Origin of the sequence: Mesorhizobium sp. LCM 4577, from assembly GCF_001854795.2 — a bacterium.
GTDB lineage: Bacteria > Pseudomonadota > Alphaproteobacteria > Rhizobiales > Rhizobiaceae > Mesorhizobium > Mesorhizobium plurifarium.
Map to the genome: position 1 here is coordinate 132,808 of NZ_MDDU01000035.1, position 15,950 is coordinate 148,757.

16 protein-coding genes are annotated in these 15,950 nt (G+C 64.5%); 7 read left to right on the top strand and 9 right to left on the bottom strand.

Translation table 11 applies throughout. The annotated features are described in order from the left end of the window. Positions 1–44 precede the first annotated feature (44 nt). The gene (ctaD, locus tag LCM4577_RS25500; RefSeq protein ID WP_071074022.1) at positions 45–1,694 is read right to left on the bottom strand and encodes a cytochrome c oxidase subunit I; all 1,650 of its coding nucleotides are present in this window, start codon (positions 1,692–1,694) and stop codon (positions 45–47) included. 38 nt (positions 1,695–1,732) lie between these two features. Further along, positions 1,733–2,617 carry a cytochrome c oxidase subunit II gene (gene coxB / locus LCM4577_RS25505; RefSeq protein ID WP_116390168.1) on the bottom strand — a complete coding sequence of 295 codons (885 nt, stop codon included), beginning with the start codon at positions 2,615–2,617 and terminating at the stop codon, positions 1,733–1,735. Positions 2,618–2,945: 328 nt separating this feature from the next. On the opposite strand from coxB, the gene LCM4577_RS25510 reads away from it, so the two are divergent. From LCM4577_RS25510 to LCM4577_RS25535, 6 genes are all read left to right on the top strand, one after another. After that, positions 2,946–3,485: an invasion associated locus B family protein gene (locus tag LCM4577_RS25510; protein ID WP_071035512.1), complete on the top strand. Its 540-nt coding sequence runs from the start codon at positions 2,946–2,948 to the stop codon at positions 3,483–3,485. Positions 3,486–3,557: 72 nt separating this feature from the next. Then, positions 3,558–4,025, top strand: a complete 468-nt coding sequence (locus tag LCM4577_RS25515) for a YbjN domain-containing protein (RefSeq protein WP_071074024.1) — start codon at positions 3,558–3,560, stop codon at positions 4,023–4,025. 162 nt (positions 4,026–4,187) lie between these two features. After that, the gene (gene tldD / locus LCM4577_RS25520) at positions 4,188–5,600 is read left to right on the top strand and encodes a metalloprotease TldD (protein ID WP_071074025.1); all 1,413 of its coding nucleotides are present in this window, start codon (positions 4,188–4,190) and stop codon (positions 5,598–5,600) included. Positions 5,601–5,674: 74 nt separating this feature from the next. After that, entirely contained in the window at positions 5,675–5,950 is a 276-nt protein-coding gene (locus LCM4577_RS25525; protein WP_083354858.1) for an AbrB/MazE/SpoVT family DNA-binding domain-containing protein, read from the top strand. Next, complete coding sequence (locus LCM4577_RS25530; protein ID WP_071074026.1) at positions 5,937–6,326, top strand: type II toxin-antitoxin system VapC family toxin; 390 nt, start codon at positions 5,937–5,939, stop codon at positions 6,324–6,326. Before LCM4577_RS25525 ends, LCM4577_RS25530 begins: the two co-directional genes overlap by 14 nt. Before the next feature lie 189 nt (positions 6,327–6,515). Next, the gene (locus LCM4577_RS25535) at positions 6,516–7,187 is read left to right on the top strand and encodes a transglutaminase-like cysteine peptidase (RefSeq protein WP_052458310.1); all 672 of its coding nucleotides are present in this window, start codon (positions 6,516–6,518) and stop codon (positions 7,185–7,187) included. 243 nt (positions 7,188–7,430) lie between these two features. Here LCM4577_RS25535 and LCM4577_RS25540 read toward each other — a convergent pair whose 3' ends face one another. From LCM4577_RS25540 to LCM4577_RS25560, 5 genes are all read right to left on the bottom strand, one after another. Further along, positions 7,431–9,785 (bottom strand): caspase domain-containing protein, encoded by a 2,355-nt coding sequence (locus tag LCM4577_RS25540; protein WP_071074027.1) that lies wholly within the window; start codon positions 9,783–9,785, stop codon positions 7,431–7,433. 183 nt (positions 9,786–9,968) lie between these two features. Beyond that, a complete protein-coding gene (locus LCM4577_RS25545; RefSeq protein WP_071074028.1) occupies positions 9,969–10,475 on the bottom strand; it encodes an RES family NAD+ phosphorylase in 507 nt (168 codons plus the stop codon). Next, the gene (locus tag LCM4577_RS25550; protein ID WP_040991110.1) at positions 10,468–10,839 is read right to left on the bottom strand and encodes an antitoxin Xre/MbcA/ParS toxin-binding domain-containing protein; all 372 of its coding nucleotides are present in this window, start codon (positions 10,837–10,839) and stop codon (positions 10,468–10,470) included. Before LCM4577_RS25550 ends, LCM4577_RS25545 begins: the two co-directional genes overlap by 8 nt. A gap of 85 nt (positions 10,840–10,924) precedes the next feature. Continuing rightward, positions 10,925–12,166 carry a class I SAM-dependent RNA methyltransferase gene (locus LCM4577_RS25555; protein WP_071074029.1) on the bottom strand — a complete coding sequence of 414 codons (1,242 nt, stop codon included), beginning with the start codon at positions 12,164–12,166 and terminating at the stop codon, positions 10,925–10,927. Next, positions 12,163–12,936: a TlyA family RNA methyltransferase gene (locus LCM4577_RS25560; protein ID WP_071035505.1), complete on the bottom strand. Its 774-nt coding sequence runs from the start codon at positions 12,934–12,936 to the stop codon at positions 12,163–12,165. The genes LCM4577_RS25555 and LCM4577_RS25560 overlap by 4 nt, the downstream gene beginning before the upstream one ends. A 105-nt stretch (positions 12,937–13,041) precedes the next feature. On the opposite strand from LCM4577_RS25560, the gene LCM4577_RS25565 reads away from it, so the two are divergent. Continuing rightward, a complete protein-coding gene (locus LCM4577_RS25565) occupies positions 13,042–13,443 on the top strand; it encodes a GFA family protein (RefSeq protein ID WP_071074168.1) in 402 nt (133 codons plus the stop codon). Between the two features lie 98 nt (positions 13,444–13,541). Here LCM4577_RS25565 and LCM4577_RS25570 read toward each other — a convergent pair whose 3' ends face one another. Both LCM4577_RS25570 and dxs read right to left on the bottom strand, forming a co-directional pair. Then, positions 13,542–13,829: a hypothetical protein gene (locus LCM4577_RS25570; RefSeq protein ID WP_071074030.1), complete on the bottom strand. Its 288-nt coding sequence runs from the start codon at positions 13,827–13,829 to the stop codon at positions 13,542–13,544. Between the two features lie 150 nt (positions 13,830–13,979). Continuing rightward, positions 13,980–15,887 carry a 1-deoxy-D-xylulose-5-phosphate synthase gene (gene dxs, locus LCM4577_RS25575; protein WP_071074031.1) on the bottom strand — a complete coding sequence of 636 codons (1,908 nt, stop codon included), beginning with the start codon at positions 15,885–15,887 and terminating at the stop codon, positions 13,980–13,982. Positions 15,888–15,950 lie beyond the last annotated feature (63 nt).

The following is a 15,950-nucleotide window of genomic DNA, read 5'->3' on the forward strand; positions in this document are numbered from 1 at the left end:
GACCGCCGGGYAAGCCGGCGGCCTCGTGTAAGTCGGGACGCCGCCTACTTGATCTTCGGCAGCTGTTCCCACTGGTGGAACGGCGGCGGCGAAGGCAGCTGCCATTCCAGCGTGGTGGCACCCTCGCCCCACGGGTTGGCGCCGGCGACGCGCTTCTTCTGGAAGGCCTCGAACACGCCGTAGAGGAAGATCGCAACGCCGACGGCCGCGATGTAGGAGCCGTAGGACGAGATCATGTTCCAGCCGGCGAACGCGTCCGGATAGTCGACGGTGCGGCGCGGCATACCGGCGAGGCCGAGGAAGTGCTGCGGAAAGAAGATCAGGTTGACGCCGACGAAGGTCACCMAGAAGTGGGTGTTGGCGATCACCGGCGAGTACATGTAGCCGGTCATCTTCGGGAACCAGTAGTACCAGCCGGCGAAAATGGCAAACACCGCGCCCAGCGACAGCACGTAGTGGAAGTGGGCGATCACGAAATAGGTGTCGTGCAGCGAGCGGTCGAGGCCGGCATTGGCCAGCTGAACGCCGGTGACGCCACCGATGGTGAACAGGAAGATGAAGCCCAGCGCCCACAGCATCGGCGGCTTGAAGGAGATCGAGCCGCCCCACATGGTGGCGATCCAGGAGAAGATCTTCACACCGGTCGGCACCGCGATGACCATGGTGGCGAACACGAAGTAGCGCTGCGTGTCGAGCGACAGGCCGGTCGTGTACATGTGGTGAGCCCAGACGATGAAGCCGACGGCGCCGATCGCGACCATGGCGTAGGCCATGCCGAGATAGCCGAAGACAGGCTTCTTCGAGAAGGTCGAGACGATATGGCTGATGATGCCGAAGCCCGGCAGGATCAGGATGTACACTTCGGGGTGACCGAAGAACCAGAACAGGTGCTGGAAGAGAATCGGATCGCCACCCTGATCCGGCACGAAGAAGGCGGTGCCGAAATTGCGGTCGGTGAGCAGCATGGTGATGGCGCCCGCGAGGACCGGCAGCGAGAGCAGGAGCAGGAAGGCGGTGATCAGCACCGCCCAGRCAAACAGCGGCATCTTGTGCAGCGTCATGCCGGGAGCGCGCATGTTGAAGATGGTGGTGATGAAGTTGATGGCGCCGAGGATCGACGATGCGCCGGCGATGTGGATCGACAGGATCGCCAGGTCAAGCGCAGGCCCCGGCTGGCCGGACGTCGAGAGCGGCGGATAGATCGTCCAGCCGCCTCCGGGACCGAAAGCGCCCGGCGCGCTCGGCACGAACATCGAGCAGAGCAGCAGGATGAAGGCCGGCGGCAGCAGCCAGAAGGAGATGTTGTTCATGCGAGGGAACGCCATGTCAGGCGCGCCGATCATGATCGGCACCATCCAGTTGGCGAAGCCGCCGATGAGCGCCGGCATCACCATGAAGAAGATCATGATCAGGCCGTGCGCGGCGCCAAAGGCATTGTACATGCTCTTGCCGCCGTCGATGGCGGCGTCGCCCTGCATGCCGTAGACCATCTGCGCCAGGCCGCTGAAGATCTGGATGCCCGGCTCCTGCAGCTCCATGCGGATGGCGACCGAGAGCGCACCACCGATGATGCCGGCAATGATCGCGAAGATCAGGTAGAGCGTGCCGATGTCCTTGTGGTTGGTCGAGTAGACCCAGCGGACCCAGCCATGCGGCCTGTGGTCGTCGTGATCGTGAGCTGCAGCCTCTGCCATGTTCCGCTCCGTTCCCTAAATCTTGCTAACCCGCGGCATCAATTGCCGGCGGCCGCTACCTTGTTGGTACCATCGATCTCGGCCATCAGCGCCTTGTTGGCGGCAGGCACGTCGGTCTTGGCCGTCTCCAGCCAGGTCTTGAACTGCGCATCGGACACGACGCGCACGGCGATCGGCATGAACGCGTGGTCCTTGCCGCAGAGCTGCGAGCACTGGCCGTAATAGAGGCCTTCCTTCTCCGCCTTGAACCAGGTCTCGTTGGTGCGGCCGGGCACGGCGTCCATCTTGATGCCGAAGGACGGCACGGCGAAGGAGTGGATAACGTCGGTGGCGGTGATCAGCACGCGGGTCGTGGTGTTGACCGGTACGACCAGCTCGTTATCGACCGCCAGCAGGCGCGGATAGAGCGAGCGATCTTCCTTGCCGGCCTTGGCGCGGTCGGCATCCTGGAGAACCGCCGAGTTGAAGGAGAAGCTCTTGTCGACCTGGTATTCATAATCCCAGTTCCACTGGTTGCCGGTCGCCTTGACGGTGAGCTTGGCTTCTTCCGGCGGGGTGTATTGCGCGGTGAGCAGCTGAAAGGAGGGAATGGCGATGAGCAGAAGCACGATCACCGGCCCGACCGTCCAGATCACCTCGATCAGCGTGTTGTGGCTGGTCCTGGACGGCACCGGATTGGCGCTGGCGCGAAACCTGACGATGCAGACCAGCAGAAGCGCCAGCACGAGGATGGTGATCGGGACGATGAACCACATGGTGTAGTTCCCGAACCGCTCGATCTGCCGCATCATATCGGTCGCCGGAGCCTGGAAGGTCACCTCCCATTCCCGCGGCTGGTCGGCACGGGCCGCCGCACTGGAGAAGAGCACGGCCGAAGCTGCCGCACCTGCCAAGAATTCAGCGCTTGCCAGGAATTTCCTCATCGCCCTCTCGTCTCCCACTTCCCGCGATCTGGTCGCACCAATAACGGACGCTGCCGGGATTGGGAATCCCGGTCTGTCCCTAGGGTGGTTCAAACCATACTCTATTTCCCTCCGCAAGAAAGGAGCGGAGGAAACCGTGCGGCATTTTTGCGCGCAGGCCGAAGGCCGTCTTCAGGCCCCGCCGCGCTATATACGCAACGGTCGCAATTCGGGCGAATTTGCTTTGGAAAAGCATGGAATTGCCGGTATCGGGGCGGGCCGGCGACGGTCTCGTCCTTTACTTGGCCCCGGCGCGGCTTAAAGTGCCGTGATTCGCAATGGAGCCGTTATGACTTCCTGGCTTTCGAGAACCCTGGCGAAGGTCGTCCTTGCCGTCGCCTTGCTCGGCGTCGGCGTAGCCGTTGGCGCCGCCGCCTCGCCGAACAATGCTTCGCCCCCGAGCGGCACGGTGAAGTCGACGCATGGCGCGTGGTCGATCATCTGCGACACGCCGGCGGGCGCGACCTCCGAACAATGCGTTATGATGCAGAATGTCGTTGCCGAGGACCGTCCTGAAATGGGGCTTTCGGTCGTGGTGCTGCGCACCGCCGACAACAAGGCCGAGATCCTGCGCGTGCTGGCGCCGCTCGGCGTGCTGCTCCCCAACGGTCTCGGTCTCAATGTCGACGGCAAGGATATCGGCCGCGCTTATTTCGTGCGCTGCTTCCAGGACGGCTGCTACGCCGAGGTGATCCTCGAAAAGCCGTTGCTCGACACGTTGAAGAGCGGCACCTCGGCCACCTTCATCGTCTTCCAGACGCCCGAGGAAGGCATCGGTATTCCCGTCGACCTCAAGGGCTTTGCGGAAGGTTTCGCCGCCCTACCTTGATCTTCTTGCCCATGCGCCGCTCCCGACGCCGAAGTCCGGTGGCGAATGCGCGTTTGGCGGCCAGGAGGCTCAATGCGCGCGAATTTATCCGCTTCCATCACCGGTCTGGCGCTGCTCGCCGCGGTTTCGGCCGCACGTGCCGAGGATGACGAAATCCTCCAGAAACCCGAGCCGGCGGCGATCCTCGATATCGCCAAGGGCTACGGCTCGGCCAGGATGGACAAGGACGACAATGGCGATCCGATGATTTCGGGGCGGATCGAGGGCGTCAAATACGTGATCTATTTCTATGGCTGCGAAAACCACGAGAACTGCAAGTCGCTGCAGTTCTCGACCGGCTACAGCGATCCGCTGACCGCCGACCAGGCCAATGCCTGGAACGCAAAATACCGCTGGGTCAAGGCCTATTCCGGCGACGGCTCGAACTTCAAGATGGATGTCTCCTTCGCCGGCGGCATCACCAGGGCCAATCTCGAGGAGCAGTTCTCCAACTGGAACGCGATGGCCGGCAACATCAAGGACTTCATCAACGGCAAGTGAAGGCGGCGGCGCTTGCCGGCCTCGATCCCGTTAGCGATTGTCTGGCGGCCGCTTCGCGCCTACATCCCCTAGTGCAAAGAGAGCATGATGTCGTCCGAAAACCGCTACACACTTTTCGGCATCATGCTCTAGAACGATTTTGTTTCCACGAATGGACCTGCCATGAACAGCCTGATCGGCCAATTCGACATTTCCGACGATCGCGTCAAAGAGATCGTCACCGAGACCATCAAGGGCGCCGACGACGGCGAACTGTTCCTTGAATACAGCGAAAGCGAAGCGCTGATGTTCGACAACGGCCGGCTCAAGACGGCCAATTTCAACACCGACCAGGGTTTTGGCCTGCGCGCCGTGGCCGGCGAGGCCAGCGGCTATGCGCATTCGAGCGACCTGTCCGAAGCCTCGCTCAGGCGCGCGGCCGATGCCGTCTCGGCGGTCAAGGGTGGCTATTCCGGAACGCTCGCCGCAGCACCCGCCCGCACCAACCGCCACCTCTATGGCGACGAGAACCCCATCCCCTCGCCCAGCTTCGAGGCCAAGGCCAAGCTGCTGCAGGAGATCGACGGCTGGCTGCGAGCCAAGGATCCGCGCGTGCGGCAGGTGACAGCCTCGCTCGCCGCCTCCTGGCAGCATGTCGAGATCGTGCGCGGCGACGGCCAGATCGTGCGCGACATCCGCCCGCTGGTCCGCATCAACGTGTCGGTCGTGGTCGGCAGCGGCGACCGGCAGGAGAGCGGCTCCTACGGCATGGGCGGCCGCAAGAGCTTCGGCGAGTTCGTCAGCGAGGAAAGCTGGAAGCATGCGGCCAGCGAGGCGCTGCGGCAGGCGCTGGTCAATCTGGAAGCGGTTCCGGCGCCGGCCGGCACGTTCGACATCGTGCTGTCCAGCGGCTGGCCGGGGGTGATGCTGCACGAAGCGGTCGGCCACGGGCTCGAAGGCGACTTCAACCGCAAGAAGACATCCGCCTTCGCCGGCCTGATGGGCCAACAGGTGGCGGCAAAGGGCGTCACCGTCGTCGATGACGGCACGATCCCCGAGCGGCGCGGCTCGCTCACCGTCGACGACGAAGGGACGCCTTCGGCGCGCAACGTGCTGATCGAGGACGGCAAACTGGTCGGCTATATGCAGGACCGCCAGAACGCCCGGCTGATGGGCATGAAGGCCACCGGCAACGGCCGCCGCGAGGGCTATGCGCACCAGCCGATGCCGCGCATGACCAACACCTACATGACCGCGGGCGACATGCAGCCGGAAGAGATCATCGCCTCGGTCAAGAACGGCATCTACGCCGTCTCCTTCGGCGGCGGCCAGGTCGACATTACCTCGGGCAAATTCGTGTTCGGCTGCACCGAGGCCTACATGATCGAGAACGGCAAGGTGACGCAGCCGATCAAGGGCGCGATGCTGATCGGCAACGGACCGGACGCCATGCACCGCGTCAGCATGGTCGGCAACGACATGAAGCTCGACAACGGCATCGGCGTGTGCGGCAAGGCCGGACAGGGCGTGCCCGTCGGCGTCGGTCAGCCGCATCTCAGGATGAACCAGATGACGGTGGGCGGGACGAGGGTTTGAGGACTGGCCGGATATGGCTTGAATTGAACCACGGCACCAGTTATCTTACCTTTGTCTTACATAGGTAAAGTGCCATGTCTACTTCTCAAAAGCTCACGACCGCCGTCTCGACCAAGGGACAGGTGATTCTGCCTAGCGCCATTCGGAAACGGAGAGAATGGAGCGCTGGAACGAGACTCGAAGTTCAGGAAACGCCGGAGGGCGTGCTTTTGAAGCTGGCGCCTGCATTCGCGGCAACGCAGCCGAAAGACGTGTTCGGTTCCCTGCCATCCCGCGGCGCGCCAAAGACACTCGAAGAAATGGACGCGGGCGTCCTCGCCGAAGCACGGCGGCGCCATGCTCGCGATTGATACGAACGTTGTCGTTCGCTACCTGACGAACGACCATCCCAAGCAGTCCGCGCGCGCCAGGCGGTTGATCGACGGCCAACAGGTTTTTGCCGCCGTCACGGTGATCCTGGAAACCGAGTGGGTGCTGCGCAGCGCCTATGGCTATGACCAGGCTGATATCGTCAGGGCGCTGCGGCAGTTCGGCGGACTTCCTACGGTCGAGATCGAAGATGCCCCTGTTGTCGCTTCAGCGCTCGATCTGGTCGAGGCCGGCGTGGATTTCGCGGATGCGCTGCATCTCGGCAAATCATCCCACTGTACCGGCTTTGCAACCTTTGACCGCAATTTCGTGAAAGCCGCAAAAAGGACCGGGTCTGAAGGCGTGCGGGAGGCATGAAGCCAGCGCGGTCCGGGGCTACGACCAGCCGCAGTGTCCCGCCAGGTTGATGCTCGCATTCCGACTTGAAGGCATCCTCGACCTTGAACTGAACACAATCGTGTTAGGACATTACTAATTGTTTAATTGGCTGGGCCGGCGTTTGCGCATTAGCCTGTCGCCAGTCTCCTCGTTGCGGTGGTGTTGGCAGTGAAGCGATCCCCTGGTGTCCCGACCTCCTCTCTCCTCCTTGGCCTTGTTTCGTTGGTAGGCGCTTCGTCGCTGCAAGCCAGCCCAGCGGCGGCGCAGTCGTCGCTGCTCAAGCTGGCGTCGACGCGGCCTGCCGCCAGTTCCGCCTCGGTTGGCGGCAGCACCAGCGTCCCATATGGCTGGCTCGATTTCTGTCATCGCCGGCCGAAGGAGTGCAAGGTGCCCGCCCTGCCGGCCGCGAGCGTCAAGCTGACCGCGCAGAACATGAGCATCCTCAAGCGGATAAACCAGAAGGCGAACCGCTCCATCAAGCCGGTCAGCAACTACGACCACTGGGGCACGACGATGGACCACTGGGACTATCCGGTGGACGGCAAGGGCGATTGCAAGATCTACGCGCTCTACAAGCGCAAGCTTCTCCAGGAAGCGGGATTTCCCCGGCAGGCGCTGCTGATGACGGTGGTGCGCGACCTTCACAATGAGGGCCACACCATCCTGACGGTGAAGACCGACAAGGGCGATCTCGTGCTGGACAATCTGGTCGATGAAATCCGGCCCTGGAATGCGACCGGCTATTATTTCCTGAAACGCCAGTCGCAGCAGAATCCGAATATCTGGGTTTCGCTCAACCAGCGCGGCGGCACGGCGAAACGGCTGTCTCCAAGCTCTTAAAGCGCGTCGCGCTGAAACGGATTCAGGCGACGCGCTTTAAGTCTTTGTTTTGATGCATGTCGTTGTCCCAGAACCGCTGCGCACTTCTGGGCGACATGCATTAGACCAAAACCGTATCATAATCCGCGCGGCCCGGCTTGAGGTCGGTTGGCGCACCACTGATCAACGATCCCCGATTTTGCAGGATCGATGGGCCAGGACCTCCGGCCCACCGACGAAATGGCTATGCCGCCTGCGCGGGGCCTATTGCTTGCAGGGCGGCTCGCCCGGATGCCCGCAGGTCGGCCTCTTGTTTGCCTGCTGCGGCTGCTGCCTGGGCTGCTGCACTAGGCGCCGCTCCTGTGGCTGAAGCTGGAGCTTCGGCTGCACATGGAATTGCGGCCTTTCCTGCCTGGACAGCACCTCCAGGTTCGGCTTGTTGACCTTGAGGTTGTGYTGGACGTTGACTTCCGCGCCTGCCGCTCCGCCGCCGTTTCCGGTCAGTTTGCGGAACTTCTTGCCGCTGTCGCCACCCTGCCCGTTCGGAGCCAAGGTCGCGCCTGCGGCCAGGTCCTTGCGCGTAAGCCTCTTCGGTTTCCCGCCGTTCTGGTCGGGCAGGATCGTCGGGCTGTTCCTTCCGAGCTTATCCTGAATCGTGGGCCCGTTCGTGACAGGCGCGCCGTTGACGGTGGGCAGCCTGTGGAACTTGCCCTTGTTGCCGGTCTGCGCCCCGGCGCCCTGTCCGGTCACGACTTCGCCCTGCTTGCCGAGTGTCCTCAAGTGCCTGTCCGCCAGCGCCGGTTTGCCGTTGACCAGAGGCAGCGGCTTGCCGTTGTTCACGAGCGGCACCGTGGTCTTGCCGTTGGCGAGCGGAAGCGTCTTGCCATTGGCGAGCGGAACGGTCTTGCCGTTCACGCGCGGCAGCGTCTTGCCGTTGACGAGGGGCAGAGTCTTGCCGTTGGCCCCGGGCAGGGCATGATCGGTCGAAAGCGTTTTCGACAAGGGCGTTCCCAGGGGCGCCACCAGGCCCGGTTGCTTGCCCTGCTGGAGCGCCGCCCGCTTCTGCAGCAGCGGCGGCAGCGCCACCTTGGTGGCCAAGGCGGCGGCGCCCAGTCCAACCGCGCCGGCAGTCAGCTTCTGGCTGGTGGTGAGGCCGCCGCCCTGCCCTGCCTGGTTGTTCTCGTTGATCGTCGTGTTGTTGATGACGGTCGTGTTGTGGATGTTGTTGAAGATGATGTTGTCCGGCGGCGGCACGATGTCATGCGGCGGGTTGATCCATCTCGGGAACGGCACGAAGGCCGGCGATGGCAGGACGAAGATGCCGACGGGCGGCGGCGGTGGGGCCAGCACCACGAAGTCAGGCGGAGGCGGCGGCAGGAATATCACCGCGACCGGCGGCGGCGGCTCGAAATCGAAATCGGGATCATCGAAATAGAGCACCGGACGGTCGACATAGACGATTTCCTCCGGCGGAGGCGGCGGCACGTCATAGACGATGACGGAGAAGCTCGGCGGCGGCTCCAGCTCGGCGTCGAAATGCTCCAGGCGGCGGCGGGCGTCCCAGGCATGCGGGCCGTGCGGATAGCGTTCGAGATAGGACCAGTAGGCCTCCGGCGTATCGCGCATCCAGGTCTGCCGCCAGGTGATCGCCTCGCGCCGCGCCGCGATGATGGCGCGCACGCGCCTGGCCATTGGATCGTGCGGATAGGCGACGAGGAAATCCTCATAGCCGCGCATCGTGTCGCGGTCGAGCGCCGCGACATAGGCGTCATGGGCGTCGAAATCGCGGATTTCCCTGGTGCGGTCGGCCTGGGATTCGGCTTCGGAAACCTTCGGCGCCGGCGCATCCGGCGCGCGGTCGAAGAAGACGAAGGGCGCATCGACCTTCGAAGCGTCCCACGGCACCTCAGCGCCTTGCGTCACCTCATTGACGCGCAGGCGCGTGCGGTCGAACACATCCTCAAGCGACAGGCCGCCATCGCGCATCATCTCGGCGAGCGACTGGGCGTAAGCGCCATATGGCCCCTTGCCTTCCGGCGCCGCGGTGCCGGGCGCGGCGTTGAAAGCTATCAGCATGTTCGGGTCAGGATCGACCAGCGCGAGGCCACCCGCCAGCGGCTGGTCCCACTGGGGGAAGTCATTCGGCCGCGCCGCGTCGAGCACGACGATGTTGACCTTCGTCGGCAGAGCGGCAAGCGGCCGCGTCAAATCGGAAATGCGCACCGCCTGGATCGGCACGTCGGCCGGATTGGCGATCTTGGCGTCGACCGGCAGGAAATAGTTCTCGCCCTCGAACTGCGCGCCGTGGCCGGCCAGATAGACGAAGACGACCGCGTCGGGACCGGCTGCCGAAACCTTGGCGAGGAAATCGCGATACGCCCCGCGCAGCGATTCCTGGTCGACGTCGCGGGCGCCGACGACGTCGAAGCCGGCCGCCTGCAAGGTCTGCGCGATCAGGCCGGCGTCGTTGGCCGGCGTCGCCAGCGCGCCGGACGGATAGGCGGCGTTGCCGATGACGAAGGCCAGCCGCTTTTGCTGTTGCGCGAGCGCGCCGGTCGCCGAGACGGCGACGAAAAGGAAGAGGACGACAAAACCGAGGAATTTCTGGAGCATCCGCATTTCAGGCCACCTCTGTTAAGAGCAACCGATGCTGTCGAGGCCCTTCCCCTCCTCCAGCGGATCCAGCCTAGACCGTGCAAAACGGCGGCTTTGCGGCGCGATTCCGGCGGCTTGCGCGCAAGCGGCCGCTTCAACGAAATGTGATAGCGCCGAGCGCCTCCGGTGGCTCCGTTTTAAACCGTTCTATAGCCACGATGCTGGCGTTTCCGGCAGGCGATGCTCGGGATCGACGACGTCGAGGCGCGGCGCGCCGTTCCCGTTCCAGCGCCAGAGCGCAACACAGGTGCCGCCGGGCGACATAAATGATGGATAGATCACGCCATGTAGCCCATCGGCCAGCAGGCGGTCGCGGAGCTGGTGCGTCTCGGGCACCAGTCCCCGATCCAACAAATCCCGCCACTCACATCGATGAATATCCATCGTGGCGCCCAGTCCGGCCAGAGTCGCAGCGTCGGTCAGGTCGGCCAGCCGCGCGCAAGAAAGTTCCAATTGAGCGATCAAAGCCGGGTGCTGGACAAAACCCTGATTATACTCGGCCCAGGCAGTGGACAGTTCTTGCGCCGCATAGATGGTCGGGGCGCCCAGGGGGTTCCAACGGCCGCCAAACCGGGCCGCGCCCTCGCCGGAAAGCGGCAGATAGGCCCAGCGTGGCACGAAGGCACGCCACAGCGTCAGCCTGATTTCACGCATAGACGCCGGAGCGGACGGCCTCCAGGTAGGCAAGCACCTTGTCCGTCTTGCCCTCGCGAACGAGATCGTAAGCAGTCTTTCCGGCCCAGCCCGGGATGGGCTGATGCTTGAACCAGATCGCCGCGCGCTGCTCGCCGCCGGCCATTTCGCCTGCCATCGCCAGAATGCGAACGACGGGGCTCAGCGCGGCATCGACCTTGCGCGCACCGGTCTTGGCGGCGAGCGTGTTGCGCGCAACGCCAATCAGGCCAGCCAGTTCAGTCAGGTTGACGCCGAGCAATTCGGCGACACGCCGCGCGGACAGGTATGGAGACCGCTCCTCGCCGAAGCGCGACGCCGGAATTTCAAGCATTGCGGAACTCATGACTATTTTCCAGCGTGTTTTGATACGATCACATCAAAATATGCCCAATCCAAGCGCAATTCAAGCGCAACGGACGGCTGGATACCTACCGCCGCCTTCTCGGCTTCTCCAGCAGCGCCACAGCCTCGACATGCGGCGACCACAGGAACTGGTCGATCGGCGTGACACTCTTCAGCGTGTAGCCGCCATCGAGGAGAATCCGCAAATCGCGCGCGAGCGTCACCGGATTGCACGACACGGCGGCGATCAGCGGCACGTCGGAGCGGGCGATCTGCTTCGACTGGTCCTCGGCGCCGGCGCGCGGCGGATCGAAGACCAGGCCGTCGAGGGCGTTCAACTCCTTGAAGGTCAGCGGCCGGCGGAACAGGTCGCGGCGTTCGCTGGTCACCCGCTTCAAGCCGGTGGCGAAGCGGTAGGCGCGGTCGAGTGCGGCGAGCGCCGGCGCATCGCCTTCCACGGCATGGACCTCCGACTTCGCGCCAAGCCGCAGCGCGAAGCTGCCGCAGCCTGCGAACAGGTCCGCGACCTTTTTGGCGCGCGACAGATGCTGGCCGACAAGACCAGCCATCGCCTGCTCGGCGGCTTCCGTCGCCTGCAGGAAGGCGCCGGGCGGCATGGCGACAGCAACCGATCCGAATTGCACCACCGGCTTCTTCGGCTCGACGACGATCTCGCCGTCGACGGAAAGCCGCGCCAGGCCCTCAGCCATGACGAAGTTCGAGGCGATGCGGCGCTGGTGGTCGCCAAGCTTGCCGGCATCATGGACGGCAATGTCGAGGCCAGAGGCGGTGACGGTCACCGTCATATGGAACGCCTTTGGCGTGGCGCAGACCAGACCGGCCAGGGCGCGCAACTTATCGAGCGCCGAGACGATCGCCGGCAGCGAGATCGGGCATTCCTCGATCGGGATGATCTCGGAAGACAGCGCGCGCACGAAGCCGAGCAGCATGCCGGCTTCGGTACGCCTGGCGCTGAACGTGACGCGGCGGCGGGTGTGCGGCGCGCAAGGCACCAGCGCGGCGATCTCGCCAGCGATGCCCTTGGCCTTCAGCGCCTGCACGACCTTCTCGCGCTTCCATTGCTGGTAGGCTTCGGCTTCGTAATGCTGCAGCGCGCAGCCGCCGCATTCGGTGAAATGGCGGCAGGCCGGATCGATCCTGAGCGGCGCGGCTTCCAGCACCGAGATCAGCGTGGCGCGATCCTTCTGGCGCGCGGCCGTAACCGTTTCGCCGGGCAGCGTGAACGGGACGAAGACCTCTCCGCCCTCGGCACTGGCGATGCCGTCGCCCTGCGAGCCGAGCCTGGYGATGGTGAAGCGTGTGCTCATCGCGAACCCGCATCCTTTACGGCGGCGAGGAGGAACTCGCGGTTGCCGTCGCCGCCTTCGAGCGGCGACGGGTGGAGTCCGAGCACACGCCAACCGGGAATGGAGGACAGCCAATCGCGCAGCTCAGCAGCGATGCGTTCGGCATCCGCCGGCTCCTTCAGCAGGCCGCCCTTGCCGATGGCCTCGCGACCGGCCTCGAATTGCGGCTTGACCAGGAGAATCGCCCTGGCGCCCTCGCCCGCCAATTCCAGCGCCGGCGGCAGCGCGAGCTTGAGCGAGATGAAGGAGACGTCGCAGACCAGGAAACCGGGGATGCGGCCGCCGAGATCGGCTGCCGTCAGATCGCGGGCGTTCAGCCCTTCGATCGCCGTCACGCGCGGGTCGCCGGCAATGTCGGGATGCATCTGGCCGTGACCGACATCGATCGCCGTTACATGGGCCGCGCCGCGCTCGAGCAGCACCTGGGTGAAGCCGCCGGTCGAGGCGCCAACATCGAGCGCTTCGCTGCCGCAAGGATCCAGGCCGAAATGGTCGAGGCCGGCGATCAGCTTCAGTGCCGCGCGCGACACATAGGCCCGCGCCGGATCGTCGATGGCGACCAGGCAGCCCGGCGCGACGGGCTGGCCGGGTTTGCGGGCAACGATGCCATCGACCGTCACCGTGCCGCGCTCGATCGCATCGCGGGCGCGCGAACGGCTGGCGAACAGGCCGCGCCCGACGAGCAATTCGTCGAGCCGCTGGCGCTGGCTTAATGGCAAAGGGGAACTCATCGGCCTTCATTGGCGAAAGCCGGGCGCGAACGCAATGGGTTTGAATATCGGGCAAGAGGCTGCAGAATGCCCGAAGGAACAGGCGATCAGCCGATGGAGGTGGCAATGCTGAAGGGGACCTGCCATTGCGGCGCGGCTCACTGGACGCTGGAAGGCGATCCCGGTGGGATCACCGCCTGCAATTGCACGCTTTGCCGCCGCTACGGCACGCTCTGGGCTTATGACTATGTCGACGAACGCATACGCATAGCCGGGCCGCTGAAGTCCTACACGCGCGCCGAGGTGGCGGAACCCGCGCTGGAGATCCTGTTCTGTCCGACCTGCGCCTGCGTGGTCGCCTGGCGTGSCCTGCGCGCGGCCAAGAGCGGGCGCACGCGCATCGCCGTCAATGTCAGGCTGGCGCCGCCGGAGGAGGTCGCCAACCTGCCGATCGATCATTTCGACGGCCTCGACACATTCGACGACCTGCCGCGCGACGGCCGCTGCGTGCGCGATATGTGGTTCTAGAGCGTTTCACCGTTTCACGGAAACGGCGAACCGCTCTATCTCTTTGTTTTGACGCAATTCCTGACGGAAAATCGCGTCACACTTTTCCTGGAATTGCTCTAGAAGACGGTCCGCGAAACCTGGCGCTCGACGGCCGGCGTCAGGCCATCATTGCCGGAGGCCTCCTTGCGCGGCGGCTCAACAGGCGCCGGTGCGGACGGCGGACTGTCCGGCAGCACGACGAGTTGAGGCTTCTGCTTGTAGGAGAAGCCGCCGCGGATGTTGCCCATCTTGCCGGCGACGATGTCGATTGCCGCCTTTTCGATATTGCGGTCGTAACGCGTTTCGGCTGCCGCCGGCGCAATCATGGCCGCCAAAAAGGCCATGCCGCAAATGAACGACTTCATGGTTCCTATCCCCTGCCTAGGACCAAGGTCTTAGCAGGGTGCCGTTGAAAATCGGCCAAGAGACAGGGTAAGCGAACCGCCAAACGGAAGCGTTAACAAATGGTTAGCGTAAAAAGCCGGCAAACTGATTCAAAGAGCTAACGTCTTGATTCAGGCGCGCTGCGCCTGAACGCCACGGCCGAGCGTCGCGAAGACCGTGCGCACGATGCCCGCCGCATCCAGGCCGGCGTCGGCATACATCTTTTCGGGCTTGGCGTGGTCTGTGAACACATCCGGCAGCACCAGCGGGCGCACCTTGAGGCCGCTTTCCAGCAGGCCTTCATGGGCGAGGAAATGCAGGACCTGACTGGCGAAGCCGCCGATGGCGCCCTCCTCCACGGTCACCAGCACTTCATGCGAACGGGCGAGGCGCCGGATGAGATCCTCATCCAGCGGCTTGGCGAAGCGGGCGTCGGCGACGGTGGTGGAGAGGCCCGCCGCGCCGAGCTCCTCGGCGGCCAACAGGCAATCCTGCAGCCGCGTGCCGAAGGAAAGCAGCGCGACTTTGGCGCCCTCTTTCAGGATACGGCCCTTGCCTATTTCCAGCACCGAGCCGCGCTCCGGCATGTCGACGCCAACGCCGTTGCCGCGCGGATAGCGGAAGGCGATCGGGCCGTCGTCATAGGAGGCCGCGGTGCGCACCATATGGCGCAGCTCCGCCTCGTCGGCCGCCGCCATGACGACGAAGCCCGGCAGCGAGGCGAGGAAAGTGGTGTCGAAGGCGCCGCAATGGGTGGCGCCGTCGGCGCCGACGAAGCCGGCGCGGTCGATGGGGAAGCGCACAGGCAGCTTCTGGATCGCCACGTCGTGGACAACCTGGTCGTAGGCGCGCTGCAGGAAAGTGGAATAGATGGCGGCGAAGGGCTTGTAACCTTCGGTGGCGAGCCCCGCCGCGAAGGTCACCGCGTGCTGCTCGGCGATGCCGACATCGAAGGTTCGCCTGGGAAACACCTCGCCGAACAGGTCGAGGCCGGTGCCGCTCGGCATGGCGGCGGTGATGGCGACGATGCGGTCGTCCTCGCGCGCTTCCTGGATCAGGCTTTCGGCGAAGACCTTGGTATAGGCGGGCGCGTTGGCCGGCGCCTTGGCCTGCGCGCCGGTGATGACATCGAACTTGTTGACGCCGTGATATTTGTCGGCCGCGGCCTCGGCCGGCGCGTAGCCCTTGCCCTTCTGGGTCACGACATGGATCAGCACCGGGCCTTTGCCGTTGTCGCGCACGTTCTTCAGCACCGGGATCAGATGCTCGAGATTGTGCCCGTCGATGGGGCCGATGTGATAGAAGCCGAGCTCCTCGAACAGCGTGCCGCCGGTGACATAGCCGCGCGCATGCTCGACGGCGCGAGTGATGGCGCGGTCGGCGCGCTTGCCGAGATAGGATGTCAGCTTCTTGCCGAAGTCGCGCAGGCCGAGATAGGCCTTGCCGGAGGCGAGCCTGGCCAGATAGGCGCTCATGGCGCCGGTCGGCGGCGCGATCGACATGTCGTTGTCGTTGAGGATGACGATCAGGCGGGCATCGAGCGCGCCGGCATTGTTCAGCGCTTCGAAAGCCATGCCGGCTGACATCGAGCCGTCGCCGATGACGGAAATCACATTGTTGCGCCCGCCTGACAGATCGCGCGCCATGGCCATGCCGAGGCCGGCCGATATCGAGGTCGAGGAGTGCGCCGCGCCGAACGGGTCGTATTCGCTCTCGGCCCGCCGGGTGAAGCCGGAAAGGCCGCCTTCCTGGCGCAGCGTACGGATGCGATCGCGACGGCCGGTCAGGATCTTGTGCGGATAGGCCTGATGGCCGACATCCCAGATCAGCCGGTCCTGCGGCGTGTTGAACACGTAGTGCAGCGCGACGGTCAGCTCGACGACACCGAGCCCGGCGCCGAGATGGCCGCCCGTCTGCGACACGGCGTCGATGAGCTCGGCGCGCAATTCCGCGGCAAGCAGCGGCAACGCACTTTCATCAAGCGTCCGCAGGTCCGCCGGGATGCGAACCYTGTCGAGCAGCGGCGTGTCTGGCTTCACTCGGCCTGCCTCAATTGATCGAACACGGCGCTACCAGCAGATTGCGCCATAATCATGCGCGGA

Coding starts and splice junctions, on each gene's coding strand:
- LCM4577_RS25530 (WP_071074026.1), top strand. CDS start 5,937: ATGCTCGCGATTGATACGAACGTTGTCGTTCGCTACCTGACGAACGAC.
- LCM4577_RS25510 (WP_071035512.1), top strand. CDS start 2,946: ATGACTTCCTGGCTTTCGAGAACCCTGGCGAAGGTCGTCCTTGCCGTC.
- LCM4577_RS25570 (WP_071074030.1), bottom strand. CDS start 13,829: ATGAAGTCGTTCATTTGCGGCATGGCCTTTTTGGCGGCCATGATTGCG.
- LCM4577_RS25550 (WP_040991110.1), bottom strand. CDS start 10,839: ATGAGTTCCGCAATGCTTGAAATTCCGGCGTCGCGCTTCGGCGAGGAG.
- LCM4577_RS25545 (WP_071074028.1), bottom strand. CDS start 10,475: ATGCGTGAAATCAGGCTGACGCTGTGGCGTGCCTTCGTGCCACGCTGG.
- coxB (WP_116390168.1), bottom strand. CDS start 2,617: ATGAGGAAATTCCTGGCAAGCGCTGAATTCTTGGCAGGTGCGGCAGCT.
- LCM4577_RS25560 (WP_071035505.1), bottom strand. CDS start 12,936: ATGAGTTCCCCTTTGCCATTAAGCCAGCGCCAGCGGCTCGACGAATTG.
- tldD (WP_071074025.1), top strand. CDS start 4,188: ATGAACAGCCTGATCGGCCAATTCGACATTTCCGACGATCGCGTCAAA.
- LCM4577_RS25515 (WP_071074024.1), top strand. CDS start 3,558: ATGCGCGCGAATTTATCCGCTTCCATCACCGGTCTGGCGCTGCTCGCC.
- LCM4577_RS25525 (WP_083354858.1), top strand. CDS start 5,675: ATGTCTACTTCTCAAAAGCTCACGACCGCCGTCTCGACCAAGGGACAG.